This is a genomic window from Streptomyces sp. NPDC085932 (assembly GCF_044540525.1).
Classification (GTDB): Bacteria; Actinomycetota; Actinomycetes; order Streptomycetales; family Streptomycetaceae; genus Streptomyces; species Streptomyces levis.
Window position 1 is genome coordinate 1706555 of record NZ_JBITSJ010000001.1, and the last position, 20814, is coordinate 1727368.

Here is a 20814-nt window from a genome sequence, read left to right on the forward strand (position 1 = left end):
AGGAGGAAACATGCCCCACATATCCGGCGACACCCGCACCACCGACCTCCCGGCCGCCTCCGTGCCCGCGCTGCGCCACCCCGACGGCACCGGTGACGCACCACCCCGGGCGGAGGTGCGCCAGAGCGTCCGCATCCCCCTGTACCCGGCCACGGGCGACCCGATCACCGCCAGTGTCACGACCTTCCGCGGCCTGGTGGACGGGCGCGAGCACCTCGCGCTGCGCCTGGGCACCGTCCAGGACGGCGTGCCGCTGGTGCGGGTGCACTCCGAGTGCCTGACCGGCGACGTGTTCGGCTCCGCGCGCTGCGACTGCGGCCCCCAGCTGCGCGAGGCGCTGCGGATGATCGACACCGCCGGCGGCCTGCTGCTGTACCTGCGCCAGGAAGGCCGCGGCATCGGCCTGTACAACAAGCTCGACGCGTACGGGCTGCAGGACCGGGGCCTGGACACCTACGAGGCCAACCGCGCCCTGGGCCTGGGCGAGGACGAACGCGACTACGCGGCGGCCGCCCAGATGCTGCGCGCCCTCGGCCACGACGAGATCGACCTGCTCACCAACAACCCCAACAAGTGCGAGCAACTGCGCCGTTACGGCATCCGGGTGCGGCGCACCGTCGCCACGGGCGTCTTCGTCAACCCGCACAACACCGGCTACCTGACCGCGAAGGTCGCCCGCACCTCTCACACCATCCGACTGGAGGAGTCAGCGTGATACGCCATCACGGGCCGATCAGCGGCGTCGCGGCCTTCGGCGGCGCGTACGTGGCCACGGCCGGCTACGACAACCAGGTCATCCTGTGGGACGCGGCCCGCCGGGCCCCGCTCGCCCGCGCCGTCCACGACCACCTGGCCAACCAGGTCGCGTTCAGCCCGGACGGGAAGCTGCTGCTGACCTCGTCGAGCGACTACACCGCCCGGCTGTGGTCGGTGCCCGACCTGAAGCTCCGCGCCGTCCTGAGCGAGCAGAAGGACGACGTGGAGATGTCCGTCTTCCACCCCACCCGGGAACTGGTCGCCACCGCCTCACGCGACCACCTGGTGCGGGTCTACGACTTCGCCGGCGCCCTGGTGGCCCGCTTCGAGGGGCACACCGCCGACGTCATCTCCGTGGCCTGGCTGGGGGAGAGCGACGAACTGCTCACCTCCAGCGACGACGGCACCGTCAAGCGCTGGTCCCTGGCGTCCGGCGGCATGGTCGGCGAGGTCGACCTCGGCGGCGTCGAGACCGACACCATCGCGATCACCCGGGCCGGCGTGGTGTACGCGGGCAACGACGACGGCGAGATCATCACCATCGCCGACGGCCGCACCGGCAAGGCCCCCGCCCACGAGGCCGGCATCAAGCGGCTGGTGTACAACGCGGCCACCGAGTCCCTGGTCAGCCTCAGCTACGACCGCACCCTGCGCGTGTGGGACGCCTCCGACGCCGAGGCCGGGCTGCGGCTCACGCACACCGCCGAGTTCCCCGCCGAGGTGTGGGCCCGCTCCTGCGCCTTCCTCGACGACTCCACGCTCGTCTTCGGCACGTTCGGCTCGTCCTACGCCCTCTACCGGGTCACCGACGGCACCTGGGACCTCACCGGCGTGGAGCCCACCGCCTGCGTCAACTCCGTCGTCACCACCGCCGACGGCGCCGTGTGGACGACCGGCGACGCCGGACTGGTGTGGGTGGACGGCACGCAGCGCGCCGACACCGGCAGCCTGTGCAACTTCCTGGTCGAGGTCGGGGACCGGGTCCTGACCGGCGGTCAGCTCGGCCGGGTCTTCGACGCCCGCGACGGACGCGTCCTGCACCAGCACCGCTCCCCGCTGAACTGCGCCGCGGCCTTCACCCGGGACGGCGTCCCGCACGTCGTGGTCGGCGCCTACACCGGCGAGGGCCTGGTCTTCGCCGTCCGCGAGGGCCAGGAGCCCGAGCACGTCGCCACGCTGCCGCTGCACACCAACGCGGTCAAGGGCGTCGCCGTCTCCGGCGACACGCTGTTCGCGGTGTGCGCGGACGCCTCGGTGTCCTGGTTCTCCCTGGAGACGTTCACCGAGACCGGCCGCGTCGACGAGGCCCACGCGCGGATCGCCAACGGCTGCGCCCCGCTGCCCGGCGGCCGTTTCGCCAGCGTCAGCCGCGACCTGACCCTGCGCATCTGGGACGACCGCACCAGCCGCACCGTGCCCACGCCGCACGACCACTCCGTCAAGTGCGTCGCCGCCTCCCCGGACGGTCGCCTCGTCGCGACCGGCTCCTACGCCGGCACGGTCGCCGTGCACGACGTGACGACGGGGGAGTGGCCCGTCGTGGTGCGGCCCACCACCGCTGGCATCTCCAGCCTGCACTGGGACGCCACCCGCGGCCGCTTCCTCGCCTCCTCCTACGACGGACGGGTCTACCCGCTGGACCCGCCGGAGACGGCTCAGGCACCGGGGGAGCGGGCGGCATGACCACGGCCGAGGCCCCCGTGGTCAACCCCAACGAGCTGGACGACCGCACGGCCATGGGACTGCCCGCGTCCTTCACCGACCGCGTCGACCAGGACCGGCTCCGGCGGCTGACCGGCACGCTCGCCGGGGCGGACCCCCGCGAGCTGGCGCTGCGGGTGTCGGACCCGGAGGCCGAGCCGCTGCTGCGGCTGGCCGCGGGCAACCTGCTGGCCCTGCTGGGCGATCCCCGGATCGACCCGCTCACACCGGCGATGGCGGACATCCCGGCCGCCCGGGTGCGGCTGGGGCTGGCGGCGGACCGCGTCGACGCGGTCGCCGCCGCCTGGCGGCACGTGGGCGTCACCCGCGCGTGGATCGCGAAGGAGGCGCCCGAGTACGAGGCCGACATCGCCGCCTTCCGCATCGCCCGCTACCCCGTCACCAACGCGGAGTACCGCCTGTTCCTCACGGAGAACCCGGACGTCGCACTGCCCACCTCCTGGCGGTTCGGCGTCTACCCGCCCCACCTGGCCAACCACCCGGTGTGGAGCGTGTCCCCCGAGGACGCCGACGCCTACGCGGCCTGGCTCGCCCGCCGCACCGGCCGGGCCTTCCGGCTGCCCACCGAGGCGGAGTGGGAGTACGCGGCCTCCGGCGGCGACGGACGCGCCTACCCCTGGGGCGAGGAACCCGGCGAGGACCGCGCCAACACCGTCGAGTACGGCCCCCTGACCACCACCCCGGTCGGCATGTACCCGGCGGGACGCAGCCCGTTCGGCACGTACGACATGGGCGGCAACGTCGAGGAGTACGTCGCCGACGACTACCGGCCCTACCCGGGCGGGCATCTCGTCGACGACGACCTGCACGGGGACACCGGCACTCCCTACCGGGTGGCCCGCGGCGGCAGTTTCACCCGTTATGCCGACCTGTCGCGCTGCCGTCGCCGCCACGGCTGGTACCGGCGGGACCTGTACGCCATGGGGTTCCGGCTCGCCGAGACCCCGCCCGCCGACGGCACCGGAACGGGGTGGGACCGGTGAACGGCCGTCCGTGCCCGGCGCCGGCCGGGGCGGCGGTCCGCAGGGTGCCGCCGTGACGGGCCGCCGGGACGGGCCGGGCCCCGGGAGCGACACGGAGTGGTTACGGCGCGCGGTGGACCTCTCCCGCCGCTGCCCGCCGTCGCCGACCGCGTTCTCCGTCGGGGCGATCCTCGTCGCGGCGGACGGCCGGGAACTGGCCCGCGGGTACTCCCGCCAGGACGGCGGCCGGGTCCACGCCGAGGAGGCCGCCCTGCGCTCCCTGGGACAGCCGCGGTCCGGCCTGCGCGACGCCACCCTCTACACCTCCCTCGAACCGTGCACCCGTCGCGCCTCCTCCCCGTCGCCGTGCACACGGCTCGTGCTGGAGGCGGGCATCGGGCGGGTCGTCGTGGCCTGGCGGGAACCGCCGCTGTTCGTGGCGGACTGCACCGGCGTCGAGACCCTGCGCGCGGCGGGCGTCGAGGTGGTGTGCCGGGTCGAACTGGCGGAGGCGGCCCGGGCGGTGAACCGCCATCTGCTGCCCTCCGGCCCGGCGGGAGGGTGAGCGGACATGCCTCTGCCACCGCGCCGGGGTCCGGCCCCGCTGGTCGTGACCGGTGACCCGGTGGAACAGCTCACCGACCCGGCGCCCGCCGGGCTGACACAGCGCCTCGTCGACGCGGTCACCGCGTTCGACGGGGTCCGCACGGGTCCCTCGTACGTCTGCGTACGGGGGACCCGTGCGTTCCACCTCGCACCGGTCCTGGCCCACGGACCGGCCGAGGCGTTCCTCGCCGGCTCGGAGTTCGGGCACGTGCATCCGCCCTACGACGGCAGCCTCCACCTGATGCTGCCCGCACCGTGGGGCGAGGCGGTGGTCGCGGCCGGCTGGGGCACGGCCGCCGCCCCGTGCGGTTCGCTGCTCGTCTACGGCCCGCGCGACGAGGCCGAGACGGCCGTCGTCGCCCGGCTGGTGACCCGGGCGTACCTGTACGCGCGCGGCACCTGGACCCCGCCCCCGCCCTAGCCCCGCCTGACCGCCTGCCGGCCGGGTATCCGGCCGGTATCGCACCGGGACGCCACCGGGACCGGTCCGGCGCACTGTCGAGGCAGACCGGAAACGGACGGCACGAAAGGAACACGACATGCGGTGGTTGGGGCACGCGGCAGTGGCCGTGGTCATGACGGCGCTGCTCGGATGGGCCGGCGCGACGACGGGAGTCGCCGGCGCGCACGGGGCGGACGGACACCACCGGGTGCTGGCGACCGATGTCGGCCCCACCCACTGACCTGCGGGTCGCCCCGAGCGGGGAGGAGACCGACGTGACGGTGAACGCGGGACCCTTCCCGCTGGTGCTCCTGCCGGGACCGGACACCCCGGCGGCGGACGTGACCCGCCTGGTCCGCGCCCTGCCCGCCGCCCTCGGGGCCGTCGTCCTGCGCCCCGGCGCCGACGCGGCCGCGCGCGACCTGACCGAGCTGGCGGACGGTCTGGTCCGTCAGGTCCGGGACGCGGGCGTGACCGGCCGGTTCGCGCTGCACGGCTGGGGGACGGGCGCCCACCTCGGGCTCGCGCTGGCCGGGGCGTTCGAGCGGGCGGCCGGACACGCCGTCTGCACCACCCTCTTCGTGTCGGACGCGGTCGCGCCGGGCCGGGCCCCGGCGCACGGGCCGCTGACACAGGCCGTGCGCCGTACGGTCACCGAGAGCCGACTGGTGGTCTGCGCGGGCCCGGTGCCCGGCCGGGGCCTCGCACCGTGGAGCCGGCACTCCACGTCAGGCACGGAGTTCGTCACCCTGCCGCCCGGACCACGGCCGACGGCACTGGCGTCCCTGATCGCCACGCGGCTGCTGTCCACCACGGCCCGAGCGGGGGAACCCTCCAGGGTGACCGGCGCGACCCCCTGACCCGAGCCCCACACCCCACCTCCGGCCGCCGCGCCCGGCACACATTCCGGGCCCGGCGGCCGGCTCCACGGCGTGCGGACGACCGGGGACCGTACCGTCAGCGCCCCGGCCTCCGCCGCTGCCGTCCGGCCTGCCCCCCGGCACATGGCCCCCATGCACCTTCCCGTCGTGCCGGCCGGTTTCCTCCCCACCTGAGCGGCCGGCCTCTCTCCGTCGTGCCGCCCCGGGGCGTCGCCGAGTTCGAGAACGAGCGAGTCCCGCCGCGCGACCGGGTCCGTCCCACTGGTGCGGGCAGGGGCGCCTGCGCATAGCTGTACCGTCCGGGACGGCACGCGCCGGGTGGGGCAGCATGCCGTCCGGCCGCTGCGCCGCCCCGGCCCGGGACCGCCCGTCCCATTCCCTGGCAGCCCTCCGAGGGCCGCATGCCGCCGCGCCCCGGGGCCCTGGCCGACACCGCCCCGCCCGGAGACCCCCGGCCGACCGCCCCGCCCTCCGTGGGCAGGGCGGTTCGCCAGGCTCGTGTCGGTGGGTCCAGGGCGCTTCGCGGCGAGCGGCCTCACTGCTCCCTGTTCGGTGGTGTCACGTGTCTCCGCCCCGCGCCATTGCCGCCGCGTGCTCCCGCGCCGCGCGCCCGTGGCGGTCGGCCGCTGCCGCGTCCCCCAGGGCCCGCAGGGCCTCGGACAGACCCCGGTGCGAGCCGGCGATCTCCGCGCGCAGCCCGATGGACGTCGCCCGCGCCAGCGCCGCCCGGTGGCGTTCCGCCGCCCGCCGGTGCTCTCCGCGCGCCCCGTCGATCCGCCCGAGCACGTTCTCGGCGGCGGCCTGCCGGGCCCGCGACCCGTGCCCACGGGCCAGATCGAGCGCCGCCACCGCGTGCTCGTGCGCCCTGTCCACACGCCCCGCCGCCAACTCGGCCTCCGCCAGGTTGCTCAGCACCAGGGACGTCAGGGCCGGCGACCGCAACGGCTCGCACAGCGCCCGGGCCCGCTCCAGACACCCCGACGCGTCCTCGATCCGTTCCTGGCCCAGCAGCGCCAGCGCCAGGTTGGCCAGCGCCGTCACCTCGATCCCCGCGTCACCGGTGCGCCGGGCCAGGGCGGCGGCCCGTTCCCCGGCCCGCACGGCCTCCGGCAGCCGCCCCAGGCGTTCCCTCGCGAAACACAGGTTGGCCAGCGCCTGCGCCTCCTCCCGCGCGGAGCCCAGCGCGCGGTGCGCGTCACCGGCACGCTCGAGATGGCCGACGGCGTCCGTCAGCCGTCCGACACTGGTGCACAGCACACCGAGCCGGCTCAGGCAGGCCGCCTCGGTGCGCGGGTCGTCGAGGCCCGCGGCGATCTCCAGCGCCTCCTCGGCGGAGGCGATGCCCTCCTGGAACAGGTCCCGCTGCCACTGGGCGACCGCGTGGTTGATGAGCGAGACGCACAGCAGTTCCGGATCGCCCTCCTTGCGCGCGCTGTCCACGGCCAACCGGGCCGTCCGCTCGAAGTCGGAGAAGTGGTTCTGGGCGTGCAGGTGGAAACCGACGCCGCGGCTGAGCCACGCGGCGTGCCGGTGCAGTCCGTGCTGATCGGCGAGGTGCACCACGGCGACGACATTGCGCCACTCCTGGGCGAACCACTGCTGCGCCTCCTCCGGGCGCAGGGCCGGGCCCGCGTACCGCACGTCGGTCACCGGGGCGCAGCCGTAGCGCACCCGGCCGGGGAACAGCGCGTCGCACGCCCGCTCCAGGTCGGCCACCATGCGCTCGGCCAGCCGCCGCACGGCCGCGGAGCGCTGCGCGGTGTCGTCGGCCGGCAGGGTGCGCGCGAAGCTGTGCACCAGGTCGTGGAAGGAGTACCGCCCCCACTCGAACTCCTGCAACAGGTGCACGTCCAGCAGGTGTTCCAGCGTCCGCTCGGCGCTGTGCGGATCGGTGTCCAGCAGGGCCGCCGCGGCCGGCACCGCGAAGTCGGCGCCCGGGTGCAGGCTCAACAGCCGGAAGTGGGCCCGGTGTTCGGGTCTCATGGCGTCGTACGACATGCGCAGGGCCGTCGCCACGCTGCGGTCACCGGACTCCAGTTCGCCCATGATGCGGGCGTCGTCGCCGAGCCGCTCGGTCAGGTGGTGCAGCGTCCAGTGGGGGCGCTTGCGCAGCCGGGCGGCGGAGACCCGCAACGCCAGCGGCAGCCGGCCGCACAGCCGCACCAGCTGCGCGGTGGCGTCCGGTTCGGCGGCCACACGCTCCGCGCCCAGGATGCGGCGCACCATCTCCACGCTGTCCTCCTCGGTCAGCAGACCGAGCGAGAGCCCCTCGGCGCCCTCCAGCTCGGGCAGCCGCACCCGGCTGGTGATGAGGACCAGACTGCCGGGGGAGGCGGGCAGCAACGGGCGGACCTGAGCCCCGTCCACCGCGTTGTCCAGGACCAGCAGCAGCCGGCGGCGGGCACTGGTGACCCGCCACAGCGCGACCCGGCTGAGCAGATCCTCGGGCACGGACCTCCCGGGCACGCCCATGGCCCGCAGCAGCACCCCGAGCGCCGTGCCCGTCGACAGCGGCTCCTCCCCGGGCGTGAAACCGCGCAGGTCGAGGTAGAGCTGCCCGTCCGGGTAGGTGTCGGCCAGCCGGTGGGCCGCGTGCACGGCCAGGGCCGTCTTGCCGCTGCCGCCCATGCCGTCGATGAGCAGGATGTGCGGACTGGTGCGGTCCCCGTCGGCGGGCGGCGCGGCGGTCAGCCGCCGTATCTCCTCCTCGCGCCCGGTGAAGTCCGCCAGGTCGTACGGCAGCGTGCACGGAGAGGTCCCGGCGACCGCGAACGGCGGTTCCTTCGTGTCCTGGGGCACCGGCGGGGCGTCCAGTTCCGGGTCGGCGCGCAGGATCTGCTCGTACAGCGCGGCCAGTTTGGGCCCGGGGTCGATGCCGAGTTCCTCGGCCAGCGAGGTCCGCAGCCGGGTGTACTCCTCCAGGGCCTCTGCCTGCCGCCCGGCGCGGTAGAGGGCCAGCAGCAGGTGGCCGCGGAGCACCTCGCGGTAGGGGTGGGCGGTGACGGCCTCGCGCAGTTCGCCGATGAGCCCGCTCGACTCGCCCTGGTCCAGGCGCAGTTCGAAGCACTGCTCGGAGGCGGTCAGCCGCCGTTCCTCCCACACCGCCGCGGCGGCGTCGATGACCGGGCCGCCCGCGCCGCCGAGGATGGGGCCCCGCCACGAGTCCAGTCCGGCCCGCAACTGCATGACAGCGTTGTCAAGAAGTCCTTCGGCGCGGGCCTCCTGCGCGCGGCGCACCCGGATGTCGAACATCCGCAGATCCAGCTGGCCGTCGTCGAGCGCGACGCGGTAGCCGGGCGGCTCGGTGACGATCACCTCGTGCCCGGAGGGCAGGCGCCGGCGCAGTTCGGCCACCGCCTTGCGGACCTGGTGCACCGCCGTGGACGGCGGTTCCTCCTCCCAGACCGCCTGGACCAGCCGGGAGACGGGTACGATCCGTCCCGCCTCCAGCAGCAGCATGGCTAAGACCCGTTCGTTGACCGGGCCACCGGGCTTGATCCGTCTCTCACCCTCCCAGATCTCCAGCGGACCGAGAACATGGAAGTGCACGCGGGGGGTGGTGTGCATGGTCGGTGCTCCAACTCATGGTGTGTTCCCACTGGTTCCCCCGCAGGCCGGTGACCTCATATGTCCGTGCTATGTGCCGGTTGAACATACATACACTTCCACGCTCGGCGGCCGACATGCACCGGCCCGGCACGGGGGCGGGGTGGGACGGCCCGTGGGGACAATGGGGGAGTACGCGCTGCCGTCGGGGTGGGGCCGGGAAACCCGAGGGTGAGGATGATGAGACCGAGCGAGCACAGCGTCGGTGTCCTGGTGTTCGACGGCATGAAGATGCTGGACCTGTCGGGACCGGCCGAGGTCTTCAGCGAGGCCAACCGGTACGGCGCCCACTACCGGCTGACCCTGGTGTCGGTCGGCGGGAGCGCGGTCTCCTCGTCCATCGGCGTCCGGGTGCCGGTCGACGCCGACGCCGCTGACGCCCCGGCCTTCGACACCCTGCTGGTGGTGGGCGGCGACGAGGTGCCCCGGGGGGCGGTGGACGCGGACCTGGCCGCCGCCGCGCGGACACTGGCCTCCCGCGCCGGCCGGGTCGCGTCGATCTGCACCGGCGCCTTCGTCCTCGGCGCCGCGGGCCTGCTCGACGGCAGGCGGGCGACGACGCACTGGCAGCACACCGAACTGCTGGCCCGCCGCTGCCCGACCGCGCGCGTGGAGCCCGACGCGCTCTTCGTCAGGGACGGCTCGCTCTACACCTCGGCCGGTGTCACGGCCGGTATCGACCTGGCCCTCGCGCTGGTGGAGCAGGAGCACGGCCCCGACCTGACCCGCAGCGTCGCCCGCTCCCTGGTGGTGTACATGCAGCGGGCCGGAGGTCAGTCCCAGTTCTCCGCCTCGCTCCGGGGCCCGGTCCCGCAGACGCCGGTACTGCGGCAGATCCAGGACGCCGTACAGGCCGATCCCACGGCGGACCACAGCCTGCAGGCCCTCGCCGCCCGTGTCCGGGTCAGCCCCCGGCATCTGACCCGGATGTTCCGCACGGAGCTGGACACCACACCGATGCGGTACGTGGAACTGATCCGCTTCGACATGGCCAAGGCACTGCTGGACGCCGGGCACAACGCCACCGAGGCGGCCGCGCGCTCCGGTTTCCCCAGCTACGAGAGCCTGCGCCGGGCGTTCGCCCGCCACCTCGGCATCTCCCCGACGAAGTACCGGCGCCGCTTCGGCACGACAGGCCCGGGCGTGGCCGTTTCCGAGGGGTTGTCGGCCATCCGGTAGCGGACCCGGACCCCCCGGCGGACGGAAGGTGGACGCACCGAACATCCCCGCCGAGGAGAGCCAGTCATGAGTGAGAAGATCGCCGGTGTCGAGATCCCCGACAGCAAGCTGGTCCGTGACGCCACCGAACTGATCCGCACCACCACACCCCCGCTGATCTTCCACCACTCGCGACGGGTGTACCTCTTCGGCAGCCTGCAGGCCGCGGCGCTCGGGCTGCGCCCCGACCCCGAACTGCTCTACGTGGCCGCCCTGTTCCACGACACCGGACTGGTGGACCCCTACCGCAGCGACGACCAGCGGTTCGAGATGGACGGCGCCGACCAGGCCCGGGCGTTCGCGCTGACCCACGGCCTGTCCGAGACCGACGCGGAGACGGTCTGGACGGCCGTCGCCCTGCACACCACGCCGGAGGTGCCGTACAAGCTCGCGCCGGAGATCGCGGCGACCACCGCGGGGGTGGAGACCGACGTGCTCGGCCTGAACCTGACCCGCCTCGACCGGTCCGTGATCGACGAGGTCACCGCCGCCCACCCGCGCCCGGACTTCAAGCGGCAGATCCTGCGGGCGTTCACGGAGGGCTTCCGGCACCGCCCGCAGACCACGTTCGGCACGGTGAACGCGGACGTCCTGGAACACTTCGTGCCCGGTTTCCGCCGCACCGACTTCGTCGACGTCATCCAGAACTCCGCCTGGCCGGAGTGACCTCGGCGCCGGCCCGCGCGGCGGGAGCCATCGAGCCGGCAGCACCGCGGCGGCCCGGGCGACGACACCGTCCGGGCCGCCGGCGACGGTGCGGCAGCCCGGTCGTCGGTCCGGCCGCTTCCGGGCCGGGCCCGCCGGGTCACGCCTCGCCGCGCACCACGACGACGGAACTGTGCGCGTGGTGCAGCAGCGCCTGGCTCACCGAGCCGAGCAGCAGACCGGCGAAGCCCCCGCGCCCCCGGGCTCCCGCCACCACCAGCTGGGCGGTCCGGCTCCGCTCGATCAGCACCTCCCGGACCTCCCCACTGGCGACCTCCTGCCGCACCGTGACGTCCGGGTGGCGCTCCGCGTGCCCGGCGAGCGCCTGGGACAGGAGCCGCTCGGGGCTCTCCACACCGGTTCCGGCCGGCGCGTGGTCCGGCAGCCAGGCGTGCACGGCGGCGATCTCCGCGCCGCGCAGCGCGGCCTCGGCGAACGCGAACCCGACCGCCGCCGCGCCCGCGGGAGAGCCGTCGACGCACAGCACGATCGGGCCGGGCCCGGCGGGCTCCTCGCGGGCCACCATTACCGGGCAGCGACTGTGGGCCGCCACCGACGCCGCCGTCGAGCCCAGCAGCATGCCGAGGAAGCCCCCCACTCCGCGGGCCCCGAGGACGAGCAGTTCCGCCGTGCGGGACTCGGCCTCCAGCACCGACACCGTGTCGCCGGGCACCATGGCCTCGGTGACCGTCAGCTCGGGCGCCACGCCCCGCGCACGGTCGGCGGCCTCGGCGAGGACACGGTCCAGGGGTGTGGTGTCCAACGGCGCGTACATGGGTCTGACCGGCCAGTTCAGGGCGTACACGACCCGCAGCTCCGCACGCCGCCGCGCGGCCTCCGCGGCGGCCAGTTCGACCGCCGCGGTGCCGGACGGCGAACTGTCCGTCCCCACCACCACCAGGTTGCCCATCACGCCTCCACGGATCGCGCCGACGGCCGGGTCAGTACCGCTGTGCCTTGGCCAGGCGGGGCGTGAGCTGCGCGTCCGCGGGCTGCCGGCTGAACACGACGGGTTGCTCCTGCTTGCCGGGGGCGAGGTCCTCGGCCCCGGCGAACCTCGTTTCGACGACCTTCCCGGACGCGTCCTCGAAGTCGACCTGCACGGCGTACGAGGCCGTCGCGTCGGTCTTGTTGGTGATCGTGACCAGCACCGCGAGCAGCCCGCTCGTCTGGCTCCGGGGCACGCCCCTCATGCCGACGTCGGACACGGCGTTCCCGCGTCCGTCGACCTTCTCCAGTTCCCTCTGGGCGGCCTGACCGGCGCGAGCGGCCTCGGCCTCGACGGAGGCCTCGAACTCGGAGGCCCGGGCCGCCGCAGAGGAAGCCGCCGCGGAGGCGGAGGACCGGGCGGAGGCGATCGCGGAGGCCGCTTCGGAGGCCAAGGCCGACGGCGGCAGACCCGAGAACGACGCCGCGTCGGGGCTGCTCGCCGCCGTCGTCGTGGGCGAGGAGCCGTCGCCGTCGTCGCCGCACGCCGTCAGGGCGGCGGCGGACAGTACGCAGCCGAGTGCCACCGCGGCGGCTCGGTGGCCGTGGCCGGATCGTTCTCGCACCATCTGTCGTCCTTCACGCCGGGCCGGGCAGTCCCGTCCATCCTCGGCGTGGGGCCGGTGGTGCGCCTCCGGGCTTGCGCTGTTCGGTTCCGGACCGGGGCGCGGGGAGCCCGCCCCGGCATGAGAGAAACCTCACGCGGCAGCGCCGGGAGCGATCAGGCGGTCAGGGCCTGTTCGGTGGTCGGGTGGCACGGGATGAGCGTGTCCACGCCGACCAGCTGCAGAACGCGCAGCACGGACTGCTGGGCCCCGGCGATGCGCACCCAGCCGTCCTCGGTGCTCACCTGCTGGTGGGCGGCGACGAAGACGTTGATGCCGCTGGAGTCCATGAACGTCACACCGCTGAGATCCGCGACGATCCGCGCCGGCCCCGCCCCGTCCGCCCCCAGCAGGGCTCCCCTGAGCACGTCCTGCACGTCGTGGTCGATCTCGCCCCGCAGGGTGACGACACGGACCCCCTCGACCACGCGATGGTCCGCGGAGAGCCGGCTGGGCCGGTCGGCTTGCTCGGTGTGGGTCACGGTCTCCTCGACTGCAATCTAGGCTTGCCCCCTCGGGGCAGGACGCGCGGGTGATTCTGCCCCACGGACGCGGTCGGATGCACCCAGGTGGCCATTTCGTGCCCCCTCTGTGCTGCATGCCACGGCCGCGGTGGGGTACTGGCGCGCGCATGACGGGGAGTGAGGACGAGACCGATGGGATCTGATGGCGACGGTGACGACGACTGTACGGCGCCGGACGAGCACGTGATGCGGGCCGGCTACGCACTGGGTGGCGAGGACCGCTGTATCGCGGAGGCCCGGCATCACGCGGCCGCCTTCCTCGACCAGGCCGGTCACGACCATCGGGTGCCCGTGTCGGCGCGCGCGAAGGACCTCACCCAGCTGGTGGTCAGCGAGCTCGTGACGAACGCGCGCAAGTACGCTCCCGGCCCGGTGCTGATGGAGTTGCGCCTCACCGCCCGCGCGGTCGAGATCGTCGTCTGGGACAGCGACCCCACGGTCCCCGCGGCGCGGACGGCCGATCCGGGCCGCATCGGCCAGCACGGCCTGGAGATCGTCAAAGCGGTCACCGAGAACCTCTTCATGGAGCAGGAGGCGGTCGGCAAGCGCATCACCGCCCGTATCGCGCTGGCCGAGTCCTCCCGCAGCGACACCGCCGCCCCGTCCTCCCGATAGCCGGCCGCCGCGACGCTCGGCTGCCGGTTCCGGGTGATCACCCGGTGCATGCTGGTAGCCCTGACCGGGGCGGCGCACCACACGCGTGCCGCGACGACCGAGCCGGGACGCCCGACCCGCGTCCCGAAGACGTGAGGGGCATCAGGTGGCGGCTGACCGGCGAGCGGATCCGGCGCCCGGCGCCGAGGCGGCTGTCCTGGCGGACCGCCTCAAGGAGCGCATCTACGCCACGATCACCATGATCGCCGTGGTGGTCGGTCTCTCGCTCGGCGACGTGGGCGCCCTCGGCGCCGTCGCCACCGTCGTGACGACCGCCGTGGGGCTGTGGCTCGCGGCGTTCGTCGCCGACCAGCAGGCGCACCGCACCGTCCACCGCCGGTTCGCCACCGGCCCCGAGCTGCGCCGCATGCTGTACGTCAGCAGCCCGCTGCTGTCCTGCGCGGTGGGCCCGGCCGTGCTGATCGCTCTGGCCGCGCTGGACGTGCTGTCCCTGGGCGCTGCCTTGCGGGTCGCGGCCGGCGTCGGGGTCGTCTCCCTCTTCCTGTGGGGCTGCCTGGGCGGACTGAGGATGGGCGGCGGCACCCTGACGGCGGTGGCGGCCGGGCTCGTGGACGCGGTGATCGGTGTGGCGGTGGCCCTGGTGAAGGCGGCTGCCGGGCACTGACGGAGCGTCCGTGGGCGGTACGCGTCACGTGCGGCCGGGAGGGCGGTCCGGGATAACGCGGCCGGGGCCGTTCTCTTCGGCGACGCCGGGGTACACGGACAAGCAGTACCACTACGGGTACCTCGACGAATCGGAGGCGGTCATGCTCCTCCTCGGCATCATCCTCTTGGTAATCGGCTTGATCACCGGCATATCCATCCTGTGGACGATCGGGCTGATCCTCGCCGTCGTGGGCGGCGTCCTGTGGATCCTGGGGTCCACGGGACGTGCGGTCGCCGGGCGCCGGCACTATTGGTGACGCTGCCTCGGCAGTCAGAACGGCACGGATGGCAGGGGTTCCCTCACGGGGCCCCTGCCACCCGTGTGAGGTCCTACCACCCGTGCCGCAGGACCAGGCGTGGGGCGCGGCGCACCAGCCAGGCGCCGGCCAGCCCGATCACGGCCCCCGCGACGACGTCGCTGGGATAGTGGGCGCCCGACTGCACCCGTTCCAGGGCCACCGCGGCCGCCGGAACGGCGCACAGCGCGCCCGCGACCGGCCAGGTGGGCGCGACGGCGGCGGTGAAGGCGACCGCCGCCGCGGTGTGCCCGGAAGGAAACGAGGAGGAGTCCGGACGGTCGGCGACCTCGTCGTGCGGGATCCATTCCGCGGGCGGTCTGGGACGGTCGGCGAGCTGCTTGCACAGGCCGTTCGACGTCAACTGCGCCACCACCAGGGCCCCCAGCCCGGCGGCGGCCGCCTTGCGGCCTCGCCATCCGCCCAGGCAGGCCATGGCGACGGCGGCCCCGCACCACAGTTTCGAATTCTGCGCGGCCTCCTCCACGCCCGACAGCACCTTCGCGACGTCCCGCGGGATGCGGGACGCAGCCTGCTGGGTCAGCACCCGATCAGCTTCGAACAAGCCCGTCAGCAACCTCATGACCTGTGGTTGTCCCGAATCGGGCGAGTGAAGCCGCCGCATCGCGCGGAATCTGTGCGCCATCGGGGGCGGCTGCCCCGGTCATGCCTCGTCCAGCCGCCGCACGTCCTTCTCGGTCCACGCCCTGGTGTCGCGCGGCTCGGTGTAGGGCTCCTTGCCCGGGGGCAGGCCGCCCGCGATCGACCGCTGCCGGACGATCTCCGCGTCGAACTCCAGGCCGAGCAGGATGGCCAGGTTGCCGATCCAGAGCCAGACCAGGAAGACGATGACGCCGGCCATCGTGCCGTACGTCTTGTTGTACGAGGCGAAGGTGGCGACGTAGACGGCGAAGGCCGCGGACGCGATCATCCAGATGACCAGGGCGAGGAAGCTGCCGGGGGTGATCCACCTGAACCCCCTGACCCTGGCGTTCGGGCTGGCCCAGTACAACAGCGCGATCATGGCCGTGACCAGGACCACCAGAACGGGCCACTTGGCGATCGACCACACCGTCAGCGCCGTGTCGCCGATCCCCAGGGCCGTCCCCGCCTGCCGGGCCACAGCACCGGTGAAGACGACGATCAGGGCGCTGGCGACGGCGAGCACCATCAGCGCGACCGTCAGGCCGACCCGCACGGGGAGGATCTTCCACACCGGACGGCCCTCGGGCATGTCGTAGACCCGGTTGGCCGCGCGCATGAACGCGGCCACGTATCCGGAGGCCGACCACACCGCCAGGGCCAGACCGACGAGCGCCATGACCGACCCGACGCCGGCGTTGGCCTGCAACTGCGTGACCGCCCCCGTGAGGATGTCGCGGACGGAGCCGGGAGCGAGCCGCCCCAGGTTGTCCACCACCGTGTCCGTCGTGGATCTGCCGGTGAGGCCGAGCAGCGACACCAGGACCAGCAGAGCGGGGAACAGCGACAGCAGGCCGTAGTACGTCAGCGCGGCCGCCCGGTCGGTCAGTTCGTCGTCCTGGAACTCCCGCAGACTGCCCTTCAGCACCGCCGCCCACGCCCGCTTCGGCAACTGCGTCGGGGCATCCGGCGCGCGCCGCTCCACCGCGGGCCCCGGCCCCACTTCCTCGGGCGGCGGGATCGCACGTTCCGCATGCTCGTGGCTGCCGTGGTGCTCGTTCCGCCCGGGAAGATGCAGCTTCATGCATGCCGGGTACCCCCGGAATCCCGCCCGATTGCGGTCGGCCGCGGCCGTGCGGCGCGGTCAGGCCGCCGCGCCCCGCCGTGCCGAATGCCGGGCCCGGCCGCGTCCGGCGGACGGCCCGGCGTCGTGGACCAGGCGCAGGTGGCGTCTGCGGGCGTGCCGGGCCGCGCGCGGGCGGCCCGACAACCGGTCCTCGATGCGGTCCATGGCGTACAGCAGCACACCCAGGGCCGGCAGCAGCAGCACGGCGACAGCGATCACAGCCCCGTTCCCTCCCGGTCGGCTAGGGGCCGGGTTCCCCTTCCGGACCGGTCGGCAGCGCGCAGATGTGAGGGTCCGGTGACCACCGGGTGCAGACGGCGCGCGGGCCGCCAGTCAGTGCGCCGGGCGTGCATGGAACGCGGCGGTCGGCGCAACCGAGAGAGATGGAGTGCGCGATCTACCGAGAACAGACCGGCGAACACGAGACGCTCGACTGCCGGGAGGAGGACGACGGCTGCCGTGTCACCCTCGACCGGCTGGCCGCGCTGAAGCCGGACGAGTTCGCCTGGATCCGGCTGGACGAGCCGGGCCAGGACGAGCTGCAGCGGCTGGGGGAGTACCTGGACCTGCATCCGCTGGCGATCGAGGACGCCGTGACAGCGCACCAGCGGCCCAAGCAGGAACGCTACGGTGACGTGCTGGCGGTCGCGCTGAAGACGCTGTGGTTCGTCGAGCGGACCGCGGACGTGGAGACCGGCGAGGTGATGATCTTCCTCGGGCCGTCCTTCGCGCTGACCGTCCGGCACGGCACGCTCGACCCGACACCGGAGGCGGCTCGCAGGCTCGCCGGGAACCCGGAGATGGCCCGGCTCGGCCCGGCGAGCGTCCTCCACGCGGTCACCGACGTGATCGTCGACGCCTACGCCGAGGCCGCGGCCCAGGTCCGCGCCGACCTCACCGAACTGGAACGGTGCGTGTTCTCGCCCGCCAGGGACGATCTGACGGAGCAGATCTACTCGCTCAAGCGGGAGGTCGTGGAGTTCCGCGACGCCGTCCAGCCCCTGGTCCCTGTGCTGCACGACTTCACCAGGCCCGCCGACGCCTGGCCGCGGCAGCTGGTCCCGTACTTCCGTGACGTCGCCGACCATCTCACCCGCACCGACACCGAGGTCCGCGCCCTGGACGACCTGCTCGGCTCCGTCCTGGACGCCCACCTGGCGAAGGTGGGCACCTGGCAGAACGACGACATGCGCCGCATCAGCGCCTGGGCGGCCATCCTGGCCATCCCGACGATGGTCGCCGGCATCTACGGCATGAACTTCGCGGACATGCCGGAGCTGAGCTGGCGCTACGGCTACCCGTGCGCGCTGGCCGTGATGGCCCTCGGCGCGGGACTGCTGTACCGGGCCTTCCGCCGCAACGGGTGGCTGTGACACCACCGCGGCCGGCGGGCCTCGCGGCGCTCACCCCTGGAACGCCGCTCCGTCGCGCACGTACCGAAAGGCGTCCCCGGCCGTCGCGCCCTCGGACCGGGCCGCCGTGTACGCGTCCGGACCGAGCAGCGCGCGGACCCGTCTCTCGGCGGCGACGTGCGCCTCGTGGAACGGGCGCAGACCGATGAGCGCCACGCCCGTGTCCTGGCGCATACGGTGGGCGGCCCCCAGCAGCCGCGCCGCCCGCGTGCCGTCGCCGGTGGCCGCCACCGCCCAGGCCAGCGTCTCCAGGCCCCAGACCGGACCCCAGCTGTCCCCGATGCCGCGCTGCCTCACCAGAGCGGCCCGCAGCGACGGAAGGGCGTTCTCCGCCTTGCCGTGACGCAACTCCACGAGCCCCGCGCACCACTGGGCCCAGGTGCGCGCCCACTCCGCTCCGCTCGCCTCGGCCTCGGCGACGTACACGTCCCGGGCCGCCGTCGCCGAGGCCCGGGTGCCGAAGAACGCCTCGGCCATGGCCCACAGCATCGTCGCCATGTGCGCGTCGCCGCCCTGCCCGAGCGCACGGAACCGCTCCCGAGCCAGGGCGAGCAGCGCGACACTGGCGGGATCCCCACGCACGAGCATGGCGTACGCCCCCTCGATGTACGTCACCGGCGCCGCCGCGAGGCCGTCCGCCGACTCCCGGGCCACCGCGCGGCATTCGGCGAGAAACCTCTCGGAGGCGGGGTTGTCCCCCTGGCAGAGCGCGATCCACGCCTTCATCGCGAGGGCGCCGACGACCGTGGAGGGCTCCGCCGAGGGGCGCGCACCGTCCGGGCCGGTGGCGAGCAGCCGTTCCAGCCAGTGCCGTCCCTCGCCCAGTGTGCTGCTGAAGAACCAGCAGCGGGTGCGTGCCAGGCCGACGGCGATCTCGACCCCGGCGGCACGAAGGTCGGGCCGGTTCGCGCACTGGTCGAGGGCGGTGCGCAGGTTGGGCAGTTCGGTGCGCAGCCGCAGCAGCCAGTCGACCTCCCGCGGACCGCACCATTCGTGGCCGGCCCGCGCCGCCGTCCGCCGGTAGAACTCGCAGTGCAGGGCCCGCAGCCGGGCCGTCTCGCCCGCTTCCCGGAGCCGCTGCCCGCCGTACTGGCGGATGGTCTCCAGCAGGCTGTACCGGGCGCGGTCGGCGGAGTGACTGACCGCCACGATCGACTTGTCGACCAGACCGGCCAGCAGGTCGAGCACGTCCTCGCGGTCCACACCCTCGCCGGCGCAGACCGTTTCCGCCGCCTCCAGGTCGAAGCCGCCGGAGAACACGGACAGCCGGTTCCACAGCAGCCGTTCGCCCTCGGTGCACAGGTCGTAGCTCCAGTCGACGACGCCGCGCAGGGTGTGCCGGTACCGGGCGGACGTGCGCGGCTGCGGCACGGACAGCAGGCGGAACCTGTCGTCGAGGCGCTCCAGGATCTCCTCGGCCGTCATCGCGCTGAGCCGCACCGCGGCGAGTTCGATGGCGAGCGGGATGCCGTCGAGGCGCAGGCACAGCTGGGCGACCGCCCGGCGGTTGCGGGCGGTGAGCCGGAACGCGGGGGCGGAGCCGGCGGCACGGTCCATGAGCAGCCGAACGGCCTCGGAGCGCAGCAGCGGGTCGTCGATCTCCGCCGCGGCCAGGGCCCCGCGAGCGGCCGTGCACGGGTCCCCGGGCCCGGCTCCGGGTTCCCGCCCCGCAGCGGCTCCGGTCTCGCCCCGCGCACCGCCGCCCACGGGGTCGTCGGGGCCGGGCAGGGTGAGCGACGGCACGGTCAGCACGTGCTCGCCGGGCGCTCCCAGGCGCTGCCGGCTCGTGGCCAGGACGCGCAGTCCGGGTGCCGCGCGCGCCAGTCTCAGGACGAGCGCGGCGACGTGGTCGACCAAGTGCTCGCAGTTGTCCAGCACCAGCAGCAGGCGACGGTCGCGCAGATGGCCGGCGATGGCGTCCGCGGCGGGACGCGCGGACTGGTCGCGCAACCCGAGCGCCTCGGCGACGGCCCGGTCGAGGAGGTCCGGGTCGCTCAGCGGGGCGAGATCGGCGAGCCGGACGCCGTCGGCGAAGGAGGGCGCGACGTCCGCCGCGACCCGCAGCGCGAGCCGTGTCTTGCCCACGCCGCCCACTCCCGTGAGGGTGACGAGCCGGGCGGCTCCCAGCAGCCGCCGCACCTCGGTCACCTGGGTCTCCCGGCCGACGAACGTCGTCATCTCCACCGGCAGTTCACCGTCCCGGGCCGGGGGAGCCGTCCGGGCCCTGCGCGTCTCGTCCAGGTTCGGGGCGGCCGCCAGCAGCCGCTGGTGCACCTGCCTCAGCTCCGCTCCCGGGCCGATGCCCAGCTCGTCGGCGAGCAGCGCCGTGACCTCGCGGTAGCTCTCCAGCGCCTCGCCCTGCCGTCCGCAGTCGAACAGCGCCAGCATCCGCTGAGCCCAGAAGTGTTCGCGCAGCGGGTGGGTGCCGATGAGGCCGCGCAGCTCCGGCAGCACGTCGGCCGCCCGGCCGAGCGCCAGGTCCGCGTCGATCCGCAACTCCAGTGCGTCCAGGCGCTGTTCGGTCAGCGTCGCCACGACGCCCTGGAGCAGATGCCCGGGCAGGTCGGACAACGGCTCCCCCCGCCACAGGCCCAGGGCCTCACGCAGCAGGGGCGCCGCCCGAACCGCCGCACCCTCTTCGAGGGCCGCACGGCCCTGGCGTACCAAGCCGGTGAAGCGGTGGAGGTCCAGGGCGTCCGGCTCGGCTTCGATCAGATAGCCGTGGGGGCGGGTGAGCACCGGAGCACCTCCGGTGGCGCATCCCAGGGCGCGACGCAGCCGCAGGACGTAGTTCTGCAGGGTGTTGCGGGCACGGCCGGGCGGGTTCTCGCCCCACAGCCGGTGCACCAGCGTCTCCACCGTGACCACCTGGTTGGCATCGGCGAGCAGGGCGGCCAGCAGCAGCCGGACCTTCGCCGCGTCGATGCGCAAGCGCCGCTCGTCGCGCAGGACTTCGAGGGGTCCCAGCACCCTGAACTCGTACCGCCCGCTCACCGTTCCCCCG

21 protein-coding genes are annotated in these 20814 nt (G+C 74.2%); 13 read left to right on the forward strand and 8 right to left on the reverse strand.

The genetic code is table 11. From position 1 onward, the window contains the following. The first annotated feature begins 10 nt into the window (after nt 1-10). From ribA to ACIGAQ_RS07325, 7 genes are all read left to right on the forward strand, one after another. On the forward strand, nt 11-715 hold the full coding sequence (gene ribA, locus ACIGAQ_RS07295; RefSeq protein ID WP_365088342.1) for a GTP cyclohydrolase II: 705 nt from the start codon (nt 11-13) through the stop codon (nt 713-715). Then, nucleotides 712-2439, forward strand: coding sequence for a WD40 repeat domain-containing protein (locus ACIGAQ_RS07300; protein ID WP_365740071.1), 1728 nt, complete (start codon nt 712-714; stop codon nt 2437-2439). The genes ribA and ACIGAQ_RS07300 overlap by 4 nt, the downstream gene beginning before the upstream one ends. Next, the gene (locus ACIGAQ_RS07305; protein ID WP_399779774.1) at nt 2436-3461 is read left to right on the forward strand and encodes a formylglycine-generating enzyme family protein; all 1026 of its coding nucleotides are present in this window, start codon (nt 2436-2438) and stop codon (nt 3459-3461) included. Before ACIGAQ_RS07300 ends, ACIGAQ_RS07305 begins: the two co-directional genes overlap by 4 nt. Before the next feature lie 52 nt (nt 3462-3513). Continuing rightward, nucleotides 3514-4005: a dCMP deaminase gene (locus ACIGAQ_RS07310; RefSeq protein ID WP_399779776.1), complete on the forward strand. Its 492-nt coding sequence runs from the start codon at nt 3514-3516 to the stop codon at nt 4003-4005. Between the two features lie 6 nt (nt 4006-4011). Further along, nucleotides 4012-4467, forward strand: a complete 456-nt coding sequence (locus ACIGAQ_RS07315; RefSeq protein ID WP_311686041.1) for a luciferase family protein — start codon at nt 4012-4014, stop codon at nt 4465-4467. 118 nt (nt 4468-4585) lie between these two features. Beyond that, nucleotides 4586-4729, forward strand: a complete 144-nt coding sequence (locus ACIGAQ_RS07320) for a hypothetical protein (protein WP_311686039.1) — start codon at nt 4586-4588, stop codon at nt 4727-4729. Nucleotides 4730-4763: 34 nt separating this feature from the next. Further along, nucleotides 4764-5348, forward strand: coding sequence for a thioesterase domain-containing protein (locus ACIGAQ_RS07325; protein ID WP_399779779.1), 585 nt, complete (start codon nt 4764-4766; stop codon nt 5346-5348). A gap of 579 nt (nt 5349-5927) precedes the next feature. Here ACIGAQ_RS07325 and ACIGAQ_RS07330 read toward each other — a convergent pair. Continuing rightward, complete coding sequence (locus ACIGAQ_RS07330; protein WP_399779781.1) at nt 5928-8936, reverse strand: BTAD domain-containing putative transcriptional regulator; 3009 nt, start codon at nt 8934-8936, stop codon at nt 5928-5930. Between the two features lie 219 nt (nt 8937-9155). On the opposite strand from ACIGAQ_RS07330, the gene ACIGAQ_RS07335 reads away from it, so the two are divergent. Both ACIGAQ_RS07335 and ACIGAQ_RS07340 read left to right on the forward strand, forming a co-directional pair. Then, complete coding sequence (locus ACIGAQ_RS07335) at nt 9156-10154, forward strand: GlxA family transcriptional regulator (RefSeq protein WP_399779783.1); 999 nt, start codon at nt 9156-9158, stop codon at nt 10152-10154. Between the two features lie 66 nt (nt 10155-10220). Continuing rightward, nucleotides 10221-10859, forward strand: a complete 639-nt coding sequence (locus tag ACIGAQ_RS07340; protein ID WP_399779784.1) for an HD domain-containing protein — start codon at nt 10221-10223, stop codon at nt 10857-10859. Nucleotides 10860-10998: 139 nt separating this feature from the next. Here ACIGAQ_RS07340 and ACIGAQ_RS07345 read toward each other — a convergent pair whose 3' ends face one another. From ACIGAQ_RS07345 to ACIGAQ_RS07355, 3 genes are all read right to left on the reverse strand, one after another. Beyond that, entirely contained in the window at nt 10999-11808 is an 810-nt protein-coding gene (locus ACIGAQ_RS07345; RefSeq protein ID WP_362284354.1) for a universal stress protein, read from the reverse strand. Between the two features lie 31 nt (nt 11809-11839). Beyond that, complete coding sequence (locus ACIGAQ_RS07350; protein ID WP_399779787.1) at nt 11840-12454, reverse strand: hypothetical protein; 615 nt, start codon at nt 12452-12454, stop codon at nt 11840-11842. A gap of 152 nt (nt 12455-12606) precedes the next feature. After that, on the reverse strand, nt 12607-12972 hold the full coding sequence (locus ACIGAQ_RS07355; protein ID WP_311687974.1) for an STAS domain-containing protein: 366 nt from the start codon (nt 12970-12972) through the stop codon (nt 12607-12609). A gap of 174 nt (nt 12973-13146) precedes the next feature. On the opposite strand from ACIGAQ_RS07355, the gene ACIGAQ_RS07360 reads away from it, so the two are divergent. From ACIGAQ_RS07360 to ACIGAQ_RS07370, 3 genes are all read left to right on the forward strand, one after another. After that, complete coding sequence (locus tag ACIGAQ_RS07360; RefSeq protein ID WP_311687973.1) at nt 13147-13629, forward strand: ATP-binding protein; 483 nt, start codon at nt 13147-13149, stop codon at nt 13627-13629. 145 nt (nt 13630-13774) lie between these two features. Next, on the forward strand, nt 13775-14293 hold the full coding sequence (locus tag ACIGAQ_RS07365; RefSeq protein WP_311687972.1) for a hypothetical protein: 519 nt from the start codon (nt 13775-13777) through the stop codon (nt 14291-14293). A 142-nt stretch (nt 14294-14435) separates the two neighbouring features. Then, nucleotides 14436-14591 (forward strand): DUF6131 family protein, encoded by a 156-nt coding sequence (locus ACIGAQ_RS07370; protein ID WP_311687984.1) that lies wholly within the window; start codon nt 14436-14438, stop codon nt 14589-14591. A 73-nt stretch (nt 14592-14664) separates the two neighbouring features. On the opposite strand, the gene ACIGAQ_RS07375 is transcribed toward ACIGAQ_RS07370, so the two are convergent. From ACIGAQ_RS07375 to ACIGAQ_RS07385, 3 genes are all read right to left on the reverse strand, one after another. Further along, nucleotides 14665-15213 (reverse strand): phosphatase PAP2 family protein, encoded by a 549-nt coding sequence (locus tag ACIGAQ_RS07375; RefSeq protein ID WP_399779790.1) that lies wholly within the window; start codon nt 15211-15213, stop codon nt 14665-14667. Nucleotides 15214-15294: 81 nt separating this feature from the next. Continuing rightward, entirely contained in the window at nt 15295-16356 is a 1062-nt protein-coding gene (locus ACIGAQ_RS07380; protein ID WP_399779792.1) for a YihY/virulence factor BrkB family protein, read from the reverse strand. Between the two features lie 60 nt (nt 16357-16416). After that, nucleotides 16417-16617 (reverse strand): hypothetical protein, encoded by a 201-nt coding sequence (locus tag ACIGAQ_RS07385; protein WP_399779795.1) that lies wholly within the window; start codon nt 16615-16617, stop codon nt 16417-16419. A 164-nt stretch (nt 16618-16781) separates the two neighbouring features. On the opposite strand from ACIGAQ_RS07385, the gene ACIGAQ_RS07390 reads away from it, so the two are divergent. Beyond that, the gene (locus ACIGAQ_RS07390; protein WP_311687968.1) at nt 16782-17771 is read left to right on the forward strand and encodes a magnesium and cobalt transport protein CorA; all 990 of its coding nucleotides are present in this window, start codon (nt 16782-16784) and stop codon (nt 17769-17771) included. A gap of 30 nt (nt 17772-17801) precedes the next feature. Here ACIGAQ_RS07390 and ACIGAQ_RS07395 read toward each other — a convergent pair whose 3' ends face one another. Next, complete coding sequence (locus ACIGAQ_RS07395) at nt 17802-20780, reverse strand: BTAD domain-containing putative transcriptional regulator (RefSeq protein WP_399779798.1); 2979 nt, start codon at nt 20778-20780, stop codon at nt 17802-17804. Nucleotides 20781-20814: the final 34 nt, after the last annotated feature.